19 protein-coding genes are annotated in these 21,144 nt (G+C 38.9%); 4 read left to right on the plus strand and 15 right to left on the minus strand.

The window, feature by feature from the left end; all coding sequences use genetic code 11:
* Positions 1-51: 51 nt before the first annotated feature.
* From ACRPLQ_RS17285 to ACRPLQ_RS17305, 5 genes are all read right to left on the minus strand, one after another.
* The gene (locus tag ACRPLQ_RS17285) at positions 52-1,929 is read right to left on the minus strand and encodes a sigma-54-dependent Fis family transcriptional regulator (protein WP_432236188.1); all 1,878 of its coding nucleotides are present in this window, start codon (positions 1,927-1,929) and stop codon (positions 52-54) included.
* A 264-nt stretch (positions 1,930-2,193) separates the two neighbouring features.
* Positions 2,194-3,573, minus strand: coding sequence for a dihydrolipoyl dehydrogenase (gene lpdA / locus ACRPLQ_RS17290; protein ID WP_325077007.1), 1,380 nt, complete (start codon positions 3,571-3,573; stop codon positions 2,194-2,196).
* Positions 3,574-3,589: 16 nt separating this feature from the next.
* Positions 3,590-4,816, minus strand: coding sequence for a dihydrolipoamide acetyltransferase family protein (locus tag ACRPLQ_RS17295; protein ID WP_243494529.1), 1,227 nt, complete (start codon positions 4,814-4,816; stop codon positions 3,590-3,592).
* 25 nt (positions 4,817-4,841) lie between these two features.
* On the minus strand, positions 4,842-5,876 hold the full coding sequence (locus tag ACRPLQ_RS17300) for an alpha-ketoacid dehydrogenase subunit beta (protein ID WP_028413711.1): 1,035 nt from the start codon (positions 5,874-5,876) through the stop codon (positions 4,842-4,844).
* Positions 5,877-5,894: 18 nt separating this feature from the next.
* A complete protein-coding gene (locus ACRPLQ_RS17305) occupies positions 5,895-6,887 on the minus strand; it encodes a thiamine pyrophosphate-dependent dehydrogenase E1 component subunit alpha (RefSeq protein ID WP_165635854.1) in 993 nt (330 codons plus the stop codon).
* Positions 6,888-7,360: 473 nt separating this feature from the next.
* Here ACRPLQ_RS17305 and ACRPLQ_RS17310 point away from each other — a divergent pair, with 473 nt between their 5' ends.
* On the plus strand, positions 7,361-8,695 hold the full coding sequence (locus tag ACRPLQ_RS17310) for an ArsB/NhaD family transporter (protein WP_165635853.1): 1,335 nt from the start codon (positions 7,361-7,363) through the stop codon (positions 8,693-8,695).
* Between the two features lie 79 nt (positions 8,696-8,774).
* Here ACRPLQ_RS17310 and ACRPLQ_RS17315 read toward each other — a convergent pair whose 3' ends face one another.
* The 3 genes from ACRPLQ_RS17315 to ACRPLQ_RS17325 all read right to left on the minus strand — a co-directional run bounded on the left by ACRPLQ_RS17315 (position 8,775) and on the right by ACRPLQ_RS17325 (position 12,207).
* Positions 8,775-10,151 (minus strand): NCS2 family permease, encoded by a 1,377-nt coding sequence (locus tag ACRPLQ_RS17315; protein ID WP_165635852.1) that lies wholly within the window; start codon positions 10,149-10,151, stop codon positions 8,775-8,777.
* Positions 10,152-10,406: 255 nt separating this feature from the next.
* Positions 10,407-10,733: a Na-translocating system protein MpsC family protein gene (locus ACRPLQ_RS17320; protein WP_014460548.1), complete on the minus strand. Its 327-nt coding sequence runs from the start codon at positions 10,731-10,733 to the stop codon at positions 10,407-10,409.
* Between the two features lie 37 nt (positions 10,734-10,770).
* Entirely contained in the window at positions 10,771-12,207 is a 1,437-nt protein-coding gene (locus tag ACRPLQ_RS17325) for an NAD(P)-binding domain-containing protein (protein ID WP_165635851.1), read from the minus strand.
* A gap of 391 nt (positions 12,208-12,598) precedes the next feature.
* On the opposite strand from ACRPLQ_RS17325, the gene ACRPLQ_RS17330 reads away from it, so the two are divergent.
* Complete coding sequence (locus ACRPLQ_RS17330; protein ID WP_014460550.1) at positions 12,599-13,501, plus strand: COX15/CtaA family protein; 903 nt, start codon at positions 12,599-12,601, stop codon at positions 13,499-13,501.
* Positions 13,502-13,545: 44 nt separating this feature from the next.
* Here the strand turns inward: ACRPLQ_RS17330 and ACRPLQ_RS17335 are convergent, their stop codons facing one another.
* From ACRPLQ_RS17335 to ACRPLQ_RS17365, 7 genes are all read right to left on the minus strand, one after another.
* A complete protein-coding gene (locus ACRPLQ_RS17335) occupies positions 13,546-14,430 on the minus strand; it encodes an SDR family oxidoreductase (RefSeq protein WP_028413716.1) in 885 nt (294 codons plus the stop codon).
* A 351-nt stretch (positions 14,431-14,781) separates the two neighbouring features.
* Positions 14,782-15,276, minus strand: a complete 495-nt coding sequence (locus ACRPLQ_RS17340) for a universal stress protein (RefSeq protein WP_026106550.1) — start codon at positions 15,274-15,276, stop codon at positions 14,782-14,784.
* A gap of 150 nt (positions 15,277-15,426) precedes the next feature.
* On the minus strand, positions 15,427-15,723 hold the full coding sequence (gene cyoD / locus ACRPLQ_RS17345) for a cytochrome o ubiquinol oxidase subunit IV (protein WP_028413717.1): 297 nt from the start codon (positions 15,721-15,723) through the stop codon (positions 15,427-15,429).
* Positions 15,724-16,323 carry a cytochrome o ubiquinol oxidase subunit III gene (gene cyoC, locus ACRPLQ_RS17350; protein WP_325077004.1) on the minus strand — a complete coding sequence of 200 codons (600 nt, stop codon included), beginning with the start codon at positions 16,321-16,323 and terminating at the stop codon, positions 15,724-15,726. It abuts the gene before it with no gap.
* A gap of 1 nt (position 16,324) precedes the next feature.
* Positions 16,325-18,292: a cytochrome aa3 quinol oxidase subunit I gene (qoxB, locus tag ACRPLQ_RS17355; protein WP_165635849.1), complete on the minus strand. Its 1,968-nt coding sequence runs from the start codon at positions 18,290-18,292 to the stop codon at positions 16,325-16,327.
* 1 nt (position 18,293) lies between these two features.
* The gene (locus tag ACRPLQ_RS17360) at positions 18,294-19,232 is read right to left on the minus strand and encodes a ubiquinol oxidase subunit II (protein WP_034264685.1); all 939 of its coding nucleotides are present in this window, start codon (positions 19,230-19,232) and stop codon (positions 18,294-18,296) included.
* Between the two features lie 584 nt (positions 19,233-19,816).
* Positions 19,817-20,281, minus strand: coding sequence for a hypothetical protein (locus ACRPLQ_RS17365; RefSeq protein ID WP_028413721.1), 465 nt, complete (start codon positions 20,279-20,281; stop codon positions 19,817-19,819).
* A gap of 220 nt (positions 20,282-20,501) precedes the next feature.
* Between ACRPLQ_RS17365 and ACRPLQ_RS17370 the strand changes: the two genes are divergently transcribed.
* Positions 20,502-20,924, plus strand: a complete 423-nt coding sequence (locus tag ACRPLQ_RS17370; protein ID WP_013056563.1) for a CBS domain-containing protein — start codon at positions 20,502-20,504, stop codon at positions 20,922-20,924.
* Positions 20,925-20,989: 65 nt separating this feature from the next.
* On the plus strand, positions 20,990-21,115 hold the full coding sequence (locus ACRPLQ_RS17375; protein ID WP_013056562.1) for a hypothetical protein: 126 nt from the start codon (positions 20,990-20,992) through the stop codon (positions 21,113-21,115).
* Positions 21,116-21,144 lie beyond the last annotated feature (29 nt).

Here is a 21,144-nt window from a genome sequence, read left to right on the forward strand (position 1 = left end):
ATGGTTCATTTTTTACTTCGTCTAAATTTAAAACAGCTAAAAACTCTCAGCTTATAAATTGAATTTTTTTAGTCTGTTATAAAATGTACTTCTTGGTATATCTAACAGCTTAGCAGCAAGCGACACATTTCCCTGCGTTTTACGTAAAGCATCCATCATCAAGTTTTTTTGAACTTTTTCACGAAATGTGAGTGCGGATAGGGACGTAAAATCGTTTTCTTCTATTTCTTGTGAAGTATCAGAGTGAGAGATGTTCCTCTGACCACCAAGATGTAAAGAACTCAAATAACTCAATATTGTCTCTTTTTCTGTGTCCGCGTTTAGTGAAATTTTCAAGCGTTCAAGTACATTAAATAATTCTCGAACGTTTCCGGGCCACTGGTAATCTATCAATTTATCTACTAGTTCCTTGGGGAAATTCATATTCCAATCATTCGTTTGACAAAAGTACCGCATAAGATGCGGAATATCTTCTTTTCTTTCCCGTAAAGGCGGAACATGCACGGGGTACACGTGAAGCCGGTAGTATAAATCTTCTCGAAACTTCCCTTCATTGACAAGTTGGCGAAGATCTCGATGAGTAGCGGTAATAATCCGAATATCTACCGGAATTTCCTGATTGCTTCCCACAGGCGTGACCTTGCGCTCTTGCAATACTCTTAACAAAGAAACTTGCATAGAATGAGGAAGTTCACCTATTTCATCAAGAAAAATCGTACCATGATTAGCCTGCTCAAACTTCCCTTGATATCCTTGACGCCGTGCTCCTGTAAAAGCTCCTTCCCCATAGCCAAATAATTCACTTTCCATAAGTTCCTTCGGAATGGCACCACAATTAAGAGCAATAAAAGGTCCGTTTTTACGCGAACTGTTTTCATGAATCGTTCTCGCCACTACTTCTTTTCCAGTACCTGTTTCCCCTAAAATATAGACTGTTGTATCCGTAGGAGCCGCCTGCTTTATTTCTTCTAATGTTCGCTGAAAGGATCGGCTTATGCCTGCTTCTCCTTTAAAACAAAATGATTGAGCAGAGATCTGTTTAGTTGTTTGGTTATGAGTCGTTTCTTCTGATAAGTAAACAATCTTTCCAATAGAATGACCGTGTCTTTTTGAAATGACAGGCACTTCCATCACTATACGAAATCCCTGTTGTACAATCGTATTCAACTGTTGTCCTGACCATTTAGGTATACATTCCCGAACGGTTTTACTTGCTCCTACAATCACTTCTTTGTAATTGCAAAGCAGCAAGAGCTGCTTGCTATCGACAAAATTCATAGAAGCATGAACCAACTCAATTTCGTCTTTGTGCATTCGAATGCTTAACTCCCGTTCGATTGTATACGCAATGGACGTAACCATTCCAAGCATATAAGGATGCGCTCTGTTTACGGGACAGGAAATATTAATAATCCCAATTAAATTTCCGTCGTCATTTCGAACAGGCGCCGCCGAACAGCTCCATTGATGCGAAGCAATCGAATAATGTTCTGTACCTGTTATCATAATGGGTTCTTCCGTTTGCAGAGCCGTCCCGATTGCATTTGTTCCTACTTCTTTTTCTGTCCAACAGGCACCTTCCACAAAATTAATTTTTCTTGCTTCATTCAGTGTAAGTCTATTTCCTGTAATAGATAAAATATAGCCTTCTGGGTCAATTAATAGAGCAACCATTCCTAAATCTGCCGCTGATTGTCTGATTCTTTCTAAGTGCGGCAACGCCGTTTCAAGAAATAAAGAGTTCATTTGTTTTCGAGAATGAAAATCTTCGTTCCTTAAAATCGATCTGCCTTTATCTAGGTAAGGGTTAACATCTGCGCTTTTACAGCGGTGCCACGATTTTACAATGATGTCGTTTAATCTTGAAGATTCAAGTGCTCCTTCGTTCACAAAACGTTTCCATGTGTTTAAAGAAAGTGTGGATTCCATTTCTTACCTCTCCCCTATAAACTTAATTGAATATAGTAAATCAAGGCTTGTTACTATTATTATAAATCACAAAGAAAACGTTATCATTACCAAAGATAGATTCTTAAACTCACGTTATGTAAAAATTAATAGAAAAACTAGACGAGGATGCAGGAAAATCCCTCTCCCGCTTTCATGATTCCTTCATCCTCTAGTTTACCTTTTTGAATCATTCATTTTTACTTTTCATTCTTAAAGAGCTTAATAACTTGAGCACTTGTATAATCATGAGTGAACGGCCTGACCCGTTGACTGCAAAAGAGCTTCATGAATCGCTTCGGATAATGTAGGATGAGCAGCGATAAAGTCTTCCATTACATCCGTGGTCAACTCCCCGTGCAGCATGATAGTTCCTTGTCCAATTAATTCTGTAGCATGTGCACCTACAATGGAAAGCCCAATAATTTCATTAAACTGCGGTTCTACGATTACTTTCACTTTTCCAACAGAATCATTTGCAATCATCGCTTTGCCGTTTGCCGTAAACGAAAATTCTCCGATACGAACATCACCGTATTTTTCTCGGGCCTGTTTTTCTGTCAAACCGACACTTGCAATTTCAGGATGAGTATAGATGCAGCGTGGTACAGCTCGGTAATTCACGCTCTTATCTTTTCCGTATGCATGCAAAGCAGCAACTGTGCCTTCATGAAAGGCTACATGAGCAAGCTGAATTCCACCGACTACATCTCCACAAGCATAGATATTAGGTATATTCGTTTGCATATGCTCATTAACATCAATTCCTTGTTTTGAAAAATGTATGCCAAGCTTTTCTAAACCTAAACCTAGCACTCTAGGCTTTCTCCCAATTGAAATTAATGCATAGTCAGCCTGCAGTTCATGCAGTTCTTCTTTATGTTTAAATAGAGCCGTTTTATCTTCTGGCTGCATTTCTGTTAGCGAAGCGGATGTATAAATCGTTACGCCTTTTTTCTCTAACTCTTCCTGCAACATAAAGGCGATATCGGCGTCTTCACCAGAAAGCAGCTGATCTGCCGCTTCCACAATCGTTACTTTTGTTCCCATTTGACTGTAAATGCTTGCAAATTCACACCCAATTACCCCTCCTCCTACTATTAAAAGAGATGAAGGGATAGCAGGCAGCGACATCGCTTGTCCACTGTGAATGATCCACTTTCCATCAAACGGAGCAAACGGCAGGCTAGCAGGTTCTGAACCTACAGCAATAATAAACTGTTCAGCCTCTATTTCTTCTACTTGATTTTCATTTCGCACGGCTAGGCGATGATTTGTCAAAAAAGAAGCTTCTCCTTTCATGACTTTAATACTGTTCTTTTTCATCAAATAGCCAATTCCCCTGACCAAGTTTTTAACAATGGTTGTTTTATGATGCTGAACGCCATCCCAGTTAATTTTCACTTGTTCTAAAGGAAGAGTGATGCCGAATTGCTCAGCTTGCTTTATTTTCTCATAGGCTTCCGCGCTTGCTAATAATGACTTTGTTGGCATGCAGCCCTCATTTAAACATGTTCCACCTAAATCTTTTTGTTCGATTAACGTAACTTGTTTTCCTTGCCGGGCGGCAGTGATTGCCGCCACATATCCTGCAGGACCGCCGCCAATGACAACTAAAGGTTTCATGGAATGCACCACCTTTCTATAAGAGTAGTAAAATAGGTTGCTCTAAGTATTGTTTAATAGTTCCAAGGAAATTAGCTGCAGGTGCTCCGTCCAGTACGCGATGATCAAACGTCAGGCTTAAAGGCAGCACGTTTCTTCTTTGTAAATCGTCTCCTATATACATAGGTACATCTTCAGTAGCTCCCACACCAAGGATTCCTGTTTCAGGCGGGTTCAATACAGGTGTAAAATACTCTACTCCGTAAGCACCCAGATTAGTAATAGTGAATGTAGAACCTTGCATGCTATCAGTACTCAACTGACCTTGCCGAGCATCTGCTGCTCGTGTTTTAATCTCTGCAGCTAATTCAACTAACGGCATTTTTTCAGCATGTTGCACAACAGGAACAACTAGCCCATTCTCTAAAGCCACGGCCATTCCAAGATGAACATGATGATAGAGATGAATTTCGTTATCGATATACGCACTGTTCATTTGCTTGTGTTCTTGAAGTGAAAGAACAACAGCGCGAGCAATAAAATCAGTTAGAGAGATTTTCACCTTATGGCGTTGTTGAATCACTTCTTTAATTTCTCGTTGAAGAGACAGCAAATCCGTCACGTCAGCTTTCATATTAATCGTTAATTGAGCACTGTTTAGTAAGCTATTATGCATTCGGCCTGCAATGACTTTCCTCATCCCCGCTACTGGAAGCGTTTCTTTTTTTGTAGCTTTATCTATTTCAACTGGTGGATGACTTGTTTCTGAAGCTTTTTCTGTCAGCACTTTCTCTACATCCGCTTTTGTGATTCTTCCTTTTGGTCCCGTGCCTTTAATCATTTCAATGTCAAGGTTTTCAGATTCTGCTATTTTCCGTGCAATTGGTGAAATGCGCACAGTTTCTTTGCTCTTCTTTGATGAAACTGCGTTTGCTGGTGGCTCTTCTAAAGAGATAGTGGCGGCTACCTCGTTTTTAGGAGCCTGAAGCTCATTTGCTGAACTGCTTTGCTCAGTAAGCTGCTCGTTTGGATTTCCAACATAACAGATAATCGTTCCAGGAGGCACACCTACATCTTCTTGCACAAGGATATCAAGAATCACACCGTCCTGCGGCGCTTCAATTTCCATTTCTATTTTTTCAGAATTAATACTTGCAATCATATCTCCTTTTGAAACGGAGTCTCCCACTTTTTTATTCCATGTCGAAACGGTTCCTTCTTTCATTGCCATACCTAGTTTTGGCATTACAACCTCTGCAGCCATTTGCTTCCTCCTCCTTTCTCTTTACTTACACGCTTAGAAGCGATTTATCTCCTAGCAACTCCGATACAACTTCAATTACTTTTTGCGGTGTTGGCAGATAAATATCTTCTAATGGAGGTGAAAATGGTACAGGTGTATGTGGTGCTGTAATTCGTTTAATAGGTGCATCAAGCATATCAAATCCTTTATCAGCAACTAGCGCAGCAATATCTGTTGCGATGCTACATCTTGGGTTAGCTTCGTCAATAACAATTAATCGATTCGTTTTTTCTACAGAAGAAAGAATCGTCTCTTCGTCAAAAGGTGATAGACTTCGCGGATCGACTACTTCTACGTCAATTCCTTTGTGAGATAATTGATCTGCGGCTGTAAGTGCAGTATTTACTTGTTTGCCAATCGCTACAATAGTTAAATCTGTTCCTTCGCGTTTCACGTCTGCTTTTCCTAATGGAATCGTATAATAGCCTTCAGGAACCTCACCTTTCATGTTGTACAATGTTTTGTCTTCAAAAAAGATAACCGGATCATTGTCTTCAATTGCTGCTAATAATAAACCTTTTGCATCGTAAGGGGTAGAAGGCACCACTACTTTAATGCCAGGAATGCTAGTGAACAAAGCATACAAGCTCTGAGAATGCTGAGCCGCAGCCCTAAACCCTGCTCCATGAGTCGTTCGAATCGTGACGGGCACTTCTGCTTTTCCTCCGAACATGTATCTAAATTTTGCGCCTTGATTCAGCACTTGATCTAAGCAGCAGCCAATAAAGTCATTAAACATTAATTCTGCAACCGGTCTTAACCCTGTGGCTGCCGCTCCCATTGCAGCTCCTATATAAGCTGCTTCTGAAATAGGCGTATCAAGAATTCGTTCACGTCCAAATTCTTGTACAAGTCCCTTTGTCACTCCAAGGACACCGCCCCAAGCCTCATCATCTTGCAGGTGGTCAATTTCCGCTCCGCCAGCTACATCTTCTCCCAGCAGAATCACATTCTCATCTTTTCGCATCGCTAGTTTCATTGCTTCATTGATAGCTTCAGACATACTTAATTTTCTAGTCATTTTCTTTTCCCCCTTTAATTAGTAAGATACATAAACATCTGTTAATAGTTCGGAAGCATCAGGATAATCGCTTGTTTCTGCTAGCTCAACTGCGCGTTTTACTGCTTTTTCTACGTCACTTTCAATATCTCTAAGCTCTTTTTCTGTTACTACTTGTTCTGAAAGCAAATAGTTTTCAAAAAGAGCAATCGCATCTTTTTCCTGAAGGTGTTCTTTCTTTTCACTGCCTGATTTATACGTTTGTGCGTCGCCTTCGAAATGCCCGTAATTTCGATACGTTACACATTCAATTAACGTTGGGCCTTCCCCTCTGCGAGCTCGTTGAATCGCTTCAGCAGCTGCTTCATAAACTGCCATCACGTCTTTTCCATCCACTCGTACGCCTGGAATATTGTAAGATGCGGCACGGTCTGCAATCGTGCTGCAGCTTGAAGCATAAGAAAAGGGAGTTGCTTCTCCGTAGCCATTATTCTCAGCAACAAAAACAACCGGCAGTTTCCAAATGGCTGCTAAGTTAATTCCTTCATGAAACGTTCCTTCATTGCCCGCCCCGTCTCCAAAAAAGCAAACGCTTACATCTTTTGTCTTTTTATACTTAGCAGTTAAAGCAGAACCGCATGCAAGCGGAAATCCTCCTCCTACAATTCCATTTGCTCCTAAAATTCCTTTATCTAAATCCGCGATATGCATAGATCCACCTTTTCCTTTGCCTAACCCGGTTACCTTCCCAAATAGTTCAGCCATCATTCCATCTAAATCGCCGCCTTTAGCAATACAATGACCGTGTCCACGATGAGTGCTCGTAATACTGTCACTGTCATTAAGGTGAGCGCACATTCCAACCGCTATCGCTTCTTCACCTGCATACAGATGAACAAAACCAGGCAGTACACCTTTTGCAAAAATTTGATGTACTTCATCTTCAAACTTTCGAATTTCTACCATTTTCTGATACATCCAGCTGGCTTTTTCTTTCGTAAGCTTTTCTATTTTATTTTGAGCAGTTTTCATTATGGTAAGCCTCCTCATTTGATTTCTAGCCTTCACTTAACTATTCTTGCAAGTACCGTGCCAACATGAAAACCGCTCTATCTTAGCAATCCATTGTTTTATTTGCTCTCATAAAGTTAGACAAAATTGGACACTGTTCCAACTTTGTCTAACTTTGTCCAATTTTAGAGGAATCAATTATGCAAACTGAATTTAAGGTGCATAATAAGCGTGTGGGTTGAAAATCACATGAATAATTAGCAAGAAAGCTTTTATGTAAATATGATATAATGCTGAAGGAATCGTCTTTATTTTAAAGAACACCAAAGCTTTTAAAGGAGGTTGGTTAAAGAAAAGCGGATTTTATAGAAGTTTCACCGTAAAGTTGGATGTAAATTAAATGATGAAAGATGAGGTGAAAACCTGGAAAACATCCAAAGTTTGCGTCATCTACACTTCGCGACGTCTAGATGACATATCCCCAGGTTACAGTTATGCACAATGCAATTCAACACATTACAAGTTTTCATGTATACGCAGCCATTATTATATTTATCATTACATATTTTCTGATTATGACTGAAAAGATCAATCGCGCTTCAGCAGCTCTTTTAGGTGCCATATTAATGATTTTGTTAGGCATTGTTGATTTTAATAATGCTATTACCGAACACATTCAGTGGGAAACAATTGTCCTTCTTATGGGTATGATGATTTTAGTCGGCATTACAAATAAAACGGGTGTGTTTCAATACGCAGCCATCAAGTCTGCTAAAATTGCTAAAGGTGATCCGGTTCGAATTCTAGTTATTTTATCGATTTTAACAGGCGTCGGCTCAGCTTTTTTAGACAATGTGACAACCGTGTTATTAATCGTTCCCGTTACATTTTCGATTACTACTATCTTAAACATTAATCCTTTTCCGTTTCTTATATCAGAAGTGCTGTTTTCAAATATTGGAGGAACGGCAACTTTAATAGGCGACCCGCCTAATATCATGATTGGGGCAGCGAACCCTCACCTTGATTTTAATGCTTTTTTATTAAATTTAGCTCCTGCAGTACTGATTATCGGTGTTGTTACACTGGGGATTCTTGTTCTTATCTATCGTAAAAAGTTAAAAGTAGAAGATAGTAAAAAGCAAGAGCTAATGAGTTTAAATGAAAAAGATTATATTCAAGATTATGTTTTAATGAAAAAATCGTTAACTGTATTAGTATTAACGATTCTAGGTTTTACCCTGCATTCTGTTTTGCACATTGATGCGGCTATGGTAGCCATTACAGGTGCTGCTGTACTACTGGTAATTGGATTAAGAACTCATGATGAAGTAGAAAGCGCATTTGATTCTGTTGAATGGACAACCATTATTTTCTTTGCAGGTTTGTTTGTTCTTGTCGGAGGCTTAATCGATGTAGGCATTATTAAAAAGCTGGCTGCTGGCGCGTTGAACGTTACAGACGGCAATATCGCACTGTCAGCTTATCTCATTTTGTGGATTAGTGGCATTGCCTCAGCTGTTATTGATAACATTCCTTTTGTTGCTACAATGATTCCACTTATTCAAGATATGGCTCATGGAATGGGAATGAGCCCTGATTCTGCTCAAATCAATGTACTATGGTGGTCATTGGCTCTAGGAGCATGTTTGGGAGGAAACGGTACGTTAATTGGAGCATCTGCCAACGTCATTGTAGCTGGCATGGCTGTAAAAAAAGGACATAAATTTTCGTTTATGGATTTTTTGAAAATTGGAGCTCCAATTATGCTTGTATCTCTTTTGATTTCAACGTTATATATCTTTCTTCGCTACCTTTTATTCCTGTAAAGAAAGAGCAATTAAAATTTACATGAACAGTAAAAAGACTTCTCAGCTGAGAAGTCTTTTTTTCTCTAGATATATGCGTTCAAGCAGCCCAAACGAAGTTGATAATAAAAGCGGCGCTAATCATATACATAATCCAGTGAATTTCCTTCGCCCTGCCGGCTAACAATTTAACGAATGTATAAGATAAAAACCCTAGCGCTAAGCCTTCGCCGATACTAAACGTTAACGGCATCAAAATAATGGTACAAAAAGCAGGCACAGCATCTGTTATTTCGTCGAGAGGAATGTTTTTAATTTCTGTTAACATGAGAGCTCCAACCATAATTAAAATAGGCGCTGTAGCAAAAGCAGGAATAATGCTGATCAATGGAGTGAACAAAATACTGACTAAAAACAGCGTGGCAACAACCAGTGCTTTAAGACCCGTTTTGCCTCCTTCTGCAATTCCCGCAGCGTTTTCTACATACGCGTTCATTGCGGTAGATCCCATAGCAGCACTGGCTACAGTCGCAAGAGAATCTGCCATAAGCGCTTTATCTAACCCTTTAATTTCTCCGTTTCCATCCATTAGTCCAGCTTTTTTAGATAATCCAATCATCGATCCTAAATTATCAAATAGCTCCACAAGCGTAAATGAAAAAATAATAGAGAAAAGACCGTAATGGAGAGCAGATTTAATATCCATTTGTAAAAAAGTTTCTGACATGCTTGGCATTGAAAACGACACAACGCTGCTGATGCTTTTAGGTGCTTCTACTATGCCCAGCGCCATCCCTGCAATTGATATCAGTAAAATACTAATCAAAGCAGCTCCTTTAATTTTTCGAGCAGTTAATACAGTTACCGTGATGAAACCTAATAAAGCAAGTAATGGGCCCGGTTTTGTGAGTTGTCCAAGCGCTACTAAATTTTCTTTGTTGCTTACAATAATTCCAGCTTGCTTAAAACCGATAAAAGCAATAAATAGACCGATTCCAACGGAAATAGCACTTTTTAAAATAGCGGGTATCCCTTCAATAATCTTCTTGCGTAAGCCTGTTATGGTTAAAATAAAAAATACAACCCCTGAAATAAATACGGCTCCTAAACCTGTTTGCCACGTTAACCCTTCACCCAATACCACTGTATACGTAAAAAAAGCGTTTAGCCCCATTCCTGGTGCAACTGCAATAGGCATGTTCGCCCACAATGCAAACAAAAGAGTTGCAAAAACAGTGGCAAAAATTGTTGCCGCAATTGCCGCTTCTTTTGGAATGCCTGCATCTGCTAAAATCGTCGGATTAACAAAGATAATATAGCTCATCGTCACAAAAGTCGTAATTCCCGCAAGAATTTCTGTTTTTACATCTGTTTTACGTTCTGTTAAATGAAACAGCTTATCTACCCATGAAGGATTAGGTGCTGATTTTTTTGTTAGTTCCATATGCTGAGTTTCCATTTTTTCATTCATCGCCACTTGCTTTTCACTCCTTTAATGATCGATTGAATTTTTTTAACTAGTTTTTACAGCCGCTTTATCAACAAGTGTATATTCAGTCATTTCCCCACTCCTTTTTTATGAAAATATGTATAAAAAGAGCCGTGAAAACAGAAGGAAACCCTTCTATCTTCACGGCTCTTTGCTTCTGTAAACAGAAGATAAGCATCCGTCTTTTACGTTTTTTGCAAAACAAACGATTTCATCCAACGTTTTGCCATTTATATAGAGAAGTTATTTAAAGCAAATAACCGTACAAGAATTCTCAGTAGCAGGATCATAATCTCTAAATAAAGAAGTGACCTGGATATCGAATAATAGCTCCACTTTTTGCTTTAGCATTTTTTTATATTTAGTCGACAAAGCCGCATCAAGAGACATCACTAATTCTTTATATTCTTCACTGAGGGCGTCTAGCGCTGGCATTCTTTTTGATTGAGCTAGTATAAGAATTTTATTATCAATAATATCTATTTTTTGAGTATTCACGCCTACATTAAAAATTTCTTGGCTAATTTGAGTATACAAAGTAGCTATCTTCTTTTTAGAGATCGGCTCCATATGCTTCACCTTTTTCATTGTTAAAAATGTAGTTTTATTATGTTGTTTTCACTTGATTAGCGTCTTTTGACCAGCTGCCGATAAATTCAGGCTCATTATAGTCAAAGAAATTGGTTAAATTCTCATGGCGGTTATCAATAAAAAGCTGATTGGCGACTTCTGATACGAGCTTTGGTATCGCATATTTCAGCCCTGAAAGAGCGGAAGCAGAAATTCCACAGCTAATTAAAGCAGAATAATTAAAAGCAAAAAGGCCATATACCATTTTTTGACCTTCCCCATTGCGATTTGAAAAAGCAAAGCCATTACTAAGGTAAGGGTGGGCATCCAATACTGGATTGGCAATTTCATGCGGTGCTTTGTAATGATCGCTCCAGCGGGCGATGTGTTTTTCAACAAGACGTAATTCTGGACGAAGAGCCGGATCTGTTAGAAGGCCTGTGCTAATAATTAAATAGTCAAATGTAAAGACTCCCTGAGGAGTTGTTACAACTGCTTTGTCCTGTTTTCCCTCGACATCGAGCCACGGTGCATGTACGTGCAAATGAAAACCTGGCCATGAGGAAGCGCGTCCAAATGTATCATTCGTAGGCGGCTGATTGTATTCGAAAAAATGAGCCATTACTTCATATTTTTCAGCATCTGACAGAGCATGAAAACGCTCAATCATTCCTGAAGCTTCCATTTGTCTGATTGGATTAATACGCGGAAGTTCTTTTCGTCGAACAAATACATGAGCTTCAGCAACTCCTTCGGAAAGCGCATAGTTGGCGTTATCAAACGCCGAAGCTCCTCCTCCTAAAACAGCTACTTTTTTGTTCTTTAACGTAGTAAAATCAATCGTTTGTGAAGTATGAGAATAAAGATGAGGCGGCAATTTTTCAGAAATCATAGGCGGGACATGCCACTCTCCTCCTCCTTGAATTCCTGTAGCTAGTATAACTTTACGTGCCATCAGTGTAGGACATGCAGCTCCATTTCCTTCAATATGCAAGCGATGAATACCTGTTTCCGTCGGCTCAATTAACGTTAATTTTATTTCATTTGCCACAGGAAGGTTAAGAATACTCCGGTACCAGCGTAAATAATTCATCCAGTCTCCTTTTGGAATTTTGTCAAGAGCTTCCCAGCCCTCTGAGCCAAATTGTGCTTCCCACCACGCTTGAAACGTAAGCGAAGGCATACCTAAATCGATAGATGTTAAGTTTTTGGGCGTTCTCAGCGTAATCATTCGTGCATACGTTTCCCACGGACCTTCTAAACCCGAACGGTTTTCATCAATAACAAGAATATTTGACACGCGTTCTCGCAGCAAGCCAAAAGCCGTTCCTAAACCGCTTTGACCTCCTCCAATAATGATTACATCGTATACGTGTCCACTTTTAGGGATAATTGGCTGTACTTCTGTTGGTTTCCTGAAAGAAAGGTAAGAAAGATCGGTTGCTACTCTTTTATTTAAAGCTTCTAAGCTCATCGTTATCTCTCCTTTCAATAAAGTTTCTCCGTGATAAAAAAGTTTATTTTATATCTAACATAAAATGATAGGTTTTATAACATCATTTGATTTATATTTATATTATCACTTTTGTAATATGATTGTATCTCCATTCTCTCTAAAGTTTTTTTTGCAAATTGTATAAAATCACTAATATAATTTTTTATATCTTATGTATGAAAGCATATTTACATTGTTTAAAAGAAAAAAACCATTACAAAGCTTAGTGAAGAAAGCTTTTCTGACATCAACTTTAAGGAAAACATGTGCGAGTTTGTGACAGTTATTTGTTAATTACGCTCTACTACTTGACTATCGTATTCATCAAATCTATAGTCATAATTAGTAACTCAACAAAGGGAGTCAACGTATGAGAAATTTATTTAAAATAACAGCTATATTTACAACGATTGTTATGTTTATTTTAATGATTGCCGGCAGTCTGGTCACAACCACAGGATCTGGATTAGGGTGCGGAAACGAGTGGCCATTGTGTAACGGGCAGTTAATACCCGAATACGCAGTAGCAACAATGATTGAATATACGCATCGTTTGATTACCGCATTTGCAGGTCTTCTTGTTTTAGCATTTTCTATTTGGGCTTGGATTCGTTATCGCAGAAACCGTGAAGTGAAAATTTTAGCGATCATGAGTATTGCATTTATCGTTATCGAGTCGTTGCTCGGGGCTTCTGCCGTTATCTGGCCTCAGTCAGCTGAGGCGCTAGCCCTGCATTTCGGTCTTTCGCTTATTGCGTTTACCGGTGTATTTTTACTTTCAATATTTGTTATTCAAAAGGACCGTTCGGATCATTTTATTAAAGGAGCCGTTACAGGCAAATTTAGATGGCTCGCATGGTTTACGCTTATATTTACCTACTGCGATATTTATTTAGGTGCATATGTGCGTCACAAAGGTGCAAGCTTAGCGTGTACAAGCTTTCCGGCTTGTTATGGCAACACTCTTATTCCAAAGCTATCAGGAACAACAGGCATTCACTTTGCTCACCGATTTGCTGCTCTTGTGCTGTTTGTTCTTATCATTTGGATTATGGTATCTGCTATCAAACAGTATAAAGAAACTCGCCGTGATATTTACTACGCGTCTATCATTGCAGTTGCTTTAACCTTTGCTCAAATATTTAGCGGTATCTTTGTTGTCATGTCTCGTTTAAATGTCTTTGCTACACTGTCTCACTCGGCATTTATTACAGCATTATTCGCTACGCTTAGCTACATTTGTGTACAAACTTTAAAAGGTAAAAGACGATAAAACAAAAAAACACGTGCAGTTCATAACTGCACGTGTTTTTTGTTTTAAGCTAGTTCTATTCCGCCTGTAATTCCGTAAACTTGAGCTGTTACGTAGCTTGCATCCGTTGAAGCTAAAAATACGTATACATTTGCTAACTCTACCGGCTGACCAGCACGCTGCAAAGGTGTATCTTGTCCAAAGCTTGGAATAGCGTCGCTTGGCTGCCCTCCAGAAATTTGAAGCGGCGTCCAGATAGGTCCTGGAGCAACGGAGTTAACGCGAATACCTTTTGGAGCTAATTGCTTGGCTAGTCCGCGAGTGAATCCGTTAATGGCAAACTTTGTAGCTGCATAATCTAATAAATTAGGACTTGGGCTATAGCCTTGTACAGAACTTGTGGTAATAATAGAAGCACCTGCCGGTAAATAAGGCAGCGCTGCTTTTACGATCCAATATAAAGAGAATACATTTACTTCAAAGGTTTTGCGCAGCTGATCCGTTTCTAAATCAGCAAGATCTTCTACTGCCTGCTGTTTACCTGCTACGAGCGCTAAAACGTCTAATCCATCTAATTCTTTATAAGCTTTTTCTACTAGCTCCTTGCAAAAAGATTCTTCGCCTACATCACCAGGTATGAGTACTGCTTTTTTGCCTTCTGCCTCAATAAGCTTTTTTACTTCTTCTGCATCAGTTTGCTCTTGTGGCAAGTAATTAAGCGCAACGTCCGCTCCTTCTCTTGCATAAGCGATAGCTGCTGCTCGGCCAATACCTGAATCCCCACCTGTTACAAGAGCTTTTCTGCCTTTTAATTTACCTGCACCTATGTAACTGTTCTCCCCGCAGTCTGGGATGACGTTCATTTCTTTTTGTACACCAGGCGGTTCTTGATACTGCTTTGGATAGTCTTCATGGAAATATTGAGTTAATGGATTATTTAACTTTGACATATTCGTCACTCCTTTATAAATCAACCTTAACCAACTAAGGAAAAGTTTTCTATATGCTTGTTCTTCCCCTCTTCTTCTTTCATAAACATGTTTGATGTGCTCTACTATCCTCACCTTTCTTTCTGCTATTCCCTTTCAATCAACAGCTAGAAACAGCTGGATACATGAAAACTACATTCACCATCACAATAAAAAAATCCGAACGAGTCACGTTCTATCTTGAGAACCTTGACTCCTTGTTCGGATCTTCTTTTAACTAAAATACGTTTCCCCCCACTCTTTAAATAAATGAAATGGTGAGAGCTTTGTATTTTGCTGTGCACAACAAGTTTTATTTCTCGTCTGTACCTGTTACTCTGTTAGTTCTACTTGTAAAGGCTTTGATTCCTCTTCAGCTTCTTTAGGGGTGCGAACGATTAACACATCACATTTGGCATAGCGTAAAATATGCTGAGATACACTTCCGATTAAGATACGCTCTACCGCGTTTAACCCGGTTGCACCGCATACAATTAAATCAACGTGCTTATCGGGAGCAATTTTTTTAGATATTTTTGTTTTAGGAGAACCGTGTTCAATTAAGGTCTCGACTTTCGTTACTCCAGCCTTAATTGCTAGGTTACTATAGTTGGTTAAAAGTTCTTCAGCAAATTTCTCTGCATCTTGAAAGCGTGTATCCGTATAAAATGCATAAGGTGATGGACTTAACGCCTGTATATCGATAACGTGACAAATTATCAAATGAGCGTTATTTTTTTTCGCACTGTTAACTGCTTTTTTGAATGCCCACTCCGCTTCTACAGAACCGTCTACTGCTACGAGGATGTTACGATAAGCCATATTCATCATAATCTCTCCTTTAACATTCGTTTATAAAGAACTTTCTTTGCTACACTTTTATTGTACTTCTTGCGCAAGCAAAAGTATGTGATTTTTATCACAAGTTATAGAAATTAATAAAAAATGGAGCCGCGCACATCGTACACGGCTTCATTTTTATTGAACTTGAGAGTTAAAAGTCATTATCCAAACAGATCCTGCTACAATCGTAATAACAAAAACGATTCCAAGTATTAAAGCCATCACATTATAACGAGGCTTCTCTCCGTCTTTAATATGCATAAAGAAAAACAATTGAACGAAAAATTGAAGCACGGCCATTCCTAGAATGCTAGCTAGTAATATATTTTTAGCAAGTACGTGGTTTAATACCAGCAGCAGAGGAATAACGGTTAAAATAATTGAGAAAATAAATCCGGTTGTATAAGCTTTTAACGACCCATGGTTCTCCATCTACATCACCCCCATTAAATACACAACCGTATAAAGGAAGATCCAGACGGCATCAAGAAAATGCCAGTATAAGCTGATAATCGTCACTTTTCGTTTTGTTACAGAGGTAATTCCGTATCGTTTTAACTGGATTGTAATTGAAATCATCCAAATGATGCCAACCGAAACGTGCAGCCCGTGTGTACTAACTAGTGTGTAGAAAGCCGTAAAAAATGCGCTCGTAGAAATGGTTGCTCCTTCGTGAACCATTGTTTGAAATTCATGAATTTCAAGGCCAACAAAGCATACACCTAAAAGCAGCGTTACGATTAGCCAGCAAATTAAAGGCTTTATTTTTCCTTTGTGCATGCTTAATACAGCTAATCCGCTCGTAAAGCTGCTCGTTAATAAGATAAACGTTTCAGAAACAAATCCTGGAACTTCAAAAAAATCCTTTCCCGTAAGGCCTCCCGCAGTATGATTAACAAGAACAGCATACGTAGCAAATAATGCTCCAAATAAGATGCAGTCCGTTACGAGGAAAAGCCAAAAACCCATAACTTTGATTTCTTCATCATGTTCATGATGATGTTCTTCGTGGTGCGCTGTCGCATATGCCATGTTACCCGACCCTCCCTACTGAATTTTCTGTATGTCGAATTTCATCCACAGGGATATAATAGTCCGAGTTGTATTGAAAAGAACGAGCTAGTAAACAAGCTCCTACTCCTGTCAAACCGAATATCGCCACCCATACCCAGTGGAACGTTAAGCCAAAACCAGCAATGAACCAGAAAATCGACATGATAAATGGAATACCTGAATTCTTAGGCATATGAATTGGAGAAAAAGCCGCTGTTTCCTTCGCTTTTTTCTTTTTTCTTTCTTCTTTTATCGTCCACCACGCATCTTGCCCGGTTACTGTTGGAATCACTGCAAAATTGTAGTGCGGCGGAGGTGAAGGAATGGACCATTCTAATGTGCGGCCATTCCAAGGATCTCCTGTTACATCTCGTTCTCCGTACTTAATGCCATGAAGAATCTGCCATGCTTGAAAGATAAACCCTATGCCCATAAAGAAGGCTCCCACTGTAGAGATAACGTTCAGCGGTCCCCATCCCATGTCAAAATCGTACGTATAAATACGGCGCGTCATTCCCATAAACCCTAGTGCATATTGAGGCATGAAGCATACATAAAAGCCAATATTCCACGTCCAAAATGCCCATTTGCCAAGACGGTCATTTAACTTAAAGCCAAACATTTTTGGCCACCAATAGTACAAACCTGCAAAGAAGCCGAATACAACGCCTCCGATTAACACTTGGTGAAAGTGTGCAACTAAAAAGTAGCTATTATGATACTGATAGTCTGCGGGAGCTGCTGAAAGCATAACACCCGTTGCTCCTCCCACAACAAAGCACGGGATAAAAGCAATTGTCCATAGCATCGGCTGGGTCATTTGAATACGGCCGCGGAACATTGTAAATAACCAGTTGAACACTTTAACACCCGTTGGAATCCCGATGGCCATCGTGGTAATAGCAAAAAACACATTTACATTAGCACCTGCACCCATCGTAAAGAAATGATGCACCCATGTGAAATACGATAGAACGCTAATAATCATCATTGAAAAAACCATAGATTTATAGCCAAATATCTTCTTTTGAGAAAACGTTGCAACAATTTCAGAAAAAATGCCGAATGCCGGAAGCACAACAATATACACTTCAGGATGTCCCCACATCCAAATTAAGTTAATGTACATCATCGGATTTCCACCGCCGGTCATGGTAAACAAGTGTCCGTCAAAGAAGCGGTCGATAAACAATAAAGCAAGCGTTACGGTTAATACAGGAAACGCGAAAATGATAATAATACAGCTTGCTAGAACAGACCACGTGAATAGCGGCATATGCATAAGTTTCATGCCAGGCGCACGCATTTTTAAAATGGTCATAATAAAATTAATTCCAGAAGCCAAGCTGCCAATACCTGATATTTGAATGCCCCAAATATAAAAATCTTGACCTGGTCCAGGACTGAACTGCATGCCAGAAAGCGGCGGATAACTCAACCACCCTGCATCTGGCGATCCTCCGATTACAAACGACAAATTGAAAAGCATGGCGCCAAAGAAAAATAGCCAAAAGCTTACCGCGTTTAAAAAAGGATAGGCGACATCTCTTGCTCCAATTTGAAGCGGCACAACGATATTAAAGAAAGCAAACATAAGCGGCATTGCCATAAATAGAATCATAATGGTTCCGTGCGTAGTGAAAATTTCATTGTAATGATTAGAATCTAGAAAATGCCACTGGGGAAATGCTAGCTGCATACGCATTAATAATGCATCTACTCCGCCTCGAAACAGCATTAACAATGAAGAAAGCATATACATGATTCCAATTTTTTTATGATCCACCGTTGTGAGCCACTCACGCCATAGCCACTTCCACTTTTTAAGATACGTAAGAACAAAAATAATACCGGCGAGTGTTAACAATATGGCGACATCGGCTCCGTAAATCATTGGCTCCCCTGTCACAAAAAAATGAGATGAAAAATCTTTTAATTTGTCTAACAACTTAGTTTCCCCCTTCCTGGTGCTCATGCTGTGTATGTGCTTGTTCTTCAGAAGCCACATTCATAGTCTTCATGTCTTCATTTTTCATATGGTGATGCTGACTATAATATTGACCACCGTTTTTAATAACAATTTCTTGAAACAAACCTTTAGGAATGGTAGAGTACGATTTTTCCAAGGAAAGACCTTGTTTGGCAAGATTGTTATAATCAGCTTTTGTTAAAGCTGGTGATGTTTCTTTCACTTGCTTTACCCACTGATTAAATTCTTTTGTCGATGTAGATTTAACTTTAAAGTTCATATGAGCGAACCCTTCACCCGTAAAATTAGCACCCGAACCAAAATATTCTCCCTTGTGATTAGCTTGTAGCCAAAGCCCCATGGCCATTCCCGGCATGGTATATAATTGTCCTCCCAACTCCGGTACCCAAAAGGAATTCATAGGTGCATCTGACGTTAGCACGAATTGAACGGGCACATCTTTTGGAATGTTGACATAGTTCACTGTCGCAATATCTTGATCCGGATATTGAAATAACCATTTCCAATCAAGAGACGTTACTTCAATCGTTAGCGGCTTTACATCTTTTTTCGGCGGATCTACTAATTCATAAGTCGTTTTGGCCGTAGCGAAACCTAAAATGCCGATAATAATAATGGGGATGCCCCACCAAATAAATTCAAGACGCTTGCTATCGTCCCAGTCTGGTCGATACGGAGCCTTGTTTCCAGGCTTATCACGGTAGCGTAAAACGATATACACAAGCAGACCTAAAACAGGAATAACAACAATTGTGCATAAAATTATGGAAAAAATAATTAACTGGTATTCTTTTTGAGCTACCGCCCCCTGCGGATTTAAAATCAAATAACGACTATCACAGCCTGCTAAAAAAATTGTAATGAATACGGAGAGAATGATTAACTTGCCAATATGCATTGATTTTTGCTTTCTCACCTCAGCTCAGGCTCCCTTCCTTTAAATCTCTGTACATAATAATGGTATATAAACGTTCATATTAGAGATGCATCTCAACAGATCAAAAGGCTAAAAACCTCCTAACATATTGAAGTTTGTCATGACATATTGCTTACTCCTAAAAAATTATCATGTTGTATGTTTAAAAGGTGTGATATTTCTCACACTTGAAGCGATTTTTATCTAGTTTAAATGGCTTTACCATAATTTCGTCACATATTTGGTTAAATGTGGTGTGAAATATCTTTCTCCTAGCGCGTAGATTCTGATAAAAGTAAAAAAGCTCTTCCAGTTCTTATTAACTGGAAGAGCTTTTTGGGAGTAATGAAGTATGGAGCTTTATTTCTTACTAGTTTGTTTGCTTTACTTGCTGAAACATCCAATCAATCATTTTTTGTTAAGAGAGTCACGACTTCCTTATACTCCTCTAGCTCTTTGGTCTGTGCGAGAGTATTGATTTTCTCTAGCGATAAAAGAGAGCTCTGAATGATAAACGTGCGAGGCTCCTTATCATTTTGCAGTAATTCACGTTAACGAACTATCAGCTATTGCCTTCTCTTCCTTAATACATCTTCTATAAAATAATGATAGAAATAATTAATAAGAGCAGTGGCAATCGAGATCACAAAAAGTTGAAAACGCGTCATGTTGACCATTTTGTATACCTTTAATTTTTCTGCCAAACTGGTCAAGGGATAAGCAAATAGATAGTCAAATAGGATGTTAATTAACAAATATTTTTTGAAATTCCCATAGGTCAGCTTGAATACCCAAAAATTAGCTATAAAAAACGGTCCAAATATAAAAGAAACGTCGCTTGAAAGTTTAGGGAAAAGAGGTTTCCTCACTTTCCACCATGTAAAGCTTTTAGATAACTCACTGATAAAAGCAATAACTAATGAACTAAATGTCAAAACAGGTAGGTATCTTTTAAAGACAAATTTATCAACTTTTATTATAGACAGCCAAGGCAATAAAAGTACTGCCAAAAGCGTTAACTTTCCTTTCATTATGTACCCAACTCCTGCCGTTACGAAAATGTAAGCTAAACCATATTCTCTTTAGTTTGTGTAATAGGCTCTTTTTTATGTGTTTATTACACTGCGTTCGTTCTTTTATTCGTCTTTTATTACAAGATTTTTTGCTTTCAGGAAATTATTGATTCTCATATTCTGCATGTGCATGGAGAAAATACGGAGGTGAATGTTTAATTAAAAGGAGGAATTAAAAATGACTACAGTACGTGAAGTTATGACTAAAGATGTGAAAGCTTGTGCACCGCACGACCCAGTAACAGCTGCAGCAAAATTAATGCGTGATATTAATTGTGGCTCTGTGCCAGTGTGTCAAGAAAATCGAGTAATGGGAATGATCACAGACCGTGATATCGTGTTAAACTGCGTGGCGGATGGAAAAGATTGCAACACTGTGCATTGCCATGATTGTATGACTAAAGATGTGATTACTTGTTCTCCAGATACGGATATTCATGAATGTGCACGTATGATGGCCGATCATCAAATTCGCCGCATTATTGTAGTGGAGAATAATAATATGGTTGGAATCTGTGCAATCGGTGACCTTGCGACCGTGAACGTATATGTTGATGAAGCCGGTGCAGCATTGAGCGAAATTTCTAATCAAGTTCATTAAAACTTTTTAGCATATAAATCCTTAATGTTTGTACAAAATAACCCTGTCTGCAAGGAGGTGCTAATATGCCAAATTTAAACGATAACAAATTTAAAAAGATTCAGTCTGAGAGTCAAAAGCAAGGAAAGTCTCAAGAAGAATATGCGGCTGAGCTTGACGCTAATCGTGCAAAAAGCCAAAAGAAAAAGTAAGAATAAAAAAGGATTACAATCGGCAGAGG

Source organism: Priestia sp. TRN 1309 (assembly GCF_050846875.1).
GTDB lineage: Bacteria > Bacillota > Bacilli > Bacillales > Bacillaceae_H > Priestia > Priestia zanthoxyli.

Excerpts from the sequence above, each read along its gene's own strand:
- ACRPLQ_RS17285 (WP_432236188.1), bottom strand. The coding sequence starts at position 1,929 with ATGGAATCCACACTTTCTTTAAACACATGGAAACGTTTTGTGAACGAA.
- lpdA (WP_325077007.1), bottom strand. The coding sequence starts at position 3,573 with ATGAAACCTTTAGTTGTCATTGGCGGCGGTCCTGCAGGATATGTGGCG.
- ACRPLQ_RS17295 (WP_243494529.1), bottom strand. The coding sequence starts at position 4,816 with ATGGCTGCAGAGGTTGTAATGCCAAAACTAGGTATGGCAATGAAAGAA.
- ACRPLQ_RS17300 (WP_028413711.1), bottom strand. The coding sequence starts at position 5,876 with ATGACTAGAAAATTAAGTATGTCTGAAGCTATCAATGAAGCAATGAAA.
- ACRPLQ_RS17305 (WP_165635854.1), bottom strand. The coding sequence starts at position 6,887 with ATGAAAACTGCTCAAAATAAAATAGAAAAGCTTACGAAAGAAAAAGCC.
- ACRPLQ_RS17310 (WP_165635853.1), top strand. The coding sequence starts at position 7,361 with ATGCACAATGCAATTCAACACATTACAAGTTTTCATGTATACGCAGCC.
- ACRPLQ_RS17320 (WP_014460548.1), bottom strand. The coding sequence starts at position 10,733 with ATGGAGCCGATCTCTAAAAAGAAGATAGCTACTTTGTATACTCAAATT.
- ACRPLQ_RS17325 (WP_165635851.1), bottom strand. The coding sequence starts at position 12,207 with ATGAGCTTAGAAGCTTTAAATAAAAGAGTAGCAACCGATCTTTCTTAC.
- ACRPLQ_RS17330 (WP_014460550.1), top strand. The coding sequence starts at position 12,599 with ATGAGAAATTTATTTAAAATAACAGCTATATTTACAACGATTGTTATG.
- ACRPLQ_RS17335 (WP_028413716.1), bottom strand. The coding sequence starts at position 14,430 with ATGTCAAAGTTAAATAATCCATTAACTCAATATTTCCATGAAGACTAT.
- ACRPLQ_RS17340 (WP_026106550.1), bottom strand. The coding sequence starts at position 15,276 with ATGAATATGGCTTATCGTAACATCCTCGTAGCAGTAGACGGTTCTGTA.
- cyoD (WP_028413717.1), bottom strand. The coding sequence starts at position 15,723 with ATGGAGAACCATGGGTCGTTAAAAGCTTATACAACCGGATTTATTTTC.
- cyoC (WP_325077004.1), bottom strand. The coding sequence starts at position 16,323 with ATGGCATATGCGACAGCGCACCACGAAGAACATCATCATGAACATGAT.
- ACRPLQ_RS17360 (WP_034264685.1), bottom strand. The coding sequence starts at position 19,232 with ATGCATATTGGCAAGTTAATCATTCTCTCCGTATTCATTACAATTTTT.
- ACRPLQ_RS17365 (WP_028413721.1), bottom strand. The coding sequence starts at position 20,281 with ATGAAAGGAAAGTTAACGCTTTTGGCAGTACTTTTATTGCCTTGGCTG.
- ACRPLQ_RS17370 (WP_013056563.1), top strand. The coding sequence starts at position 20,502 with ATGACTACAGTACGTGAAGTTATGACTAAAGATGTGAAAGCTTGTGCA.
- ACRPLQ_RS17375 (WP_013056562.1), top strand. The coding sequence starts at position 20,990 with ATGCCAAATTTAAACGATAACAAATTTAAAAAGATTCAGTCTGAGAGT.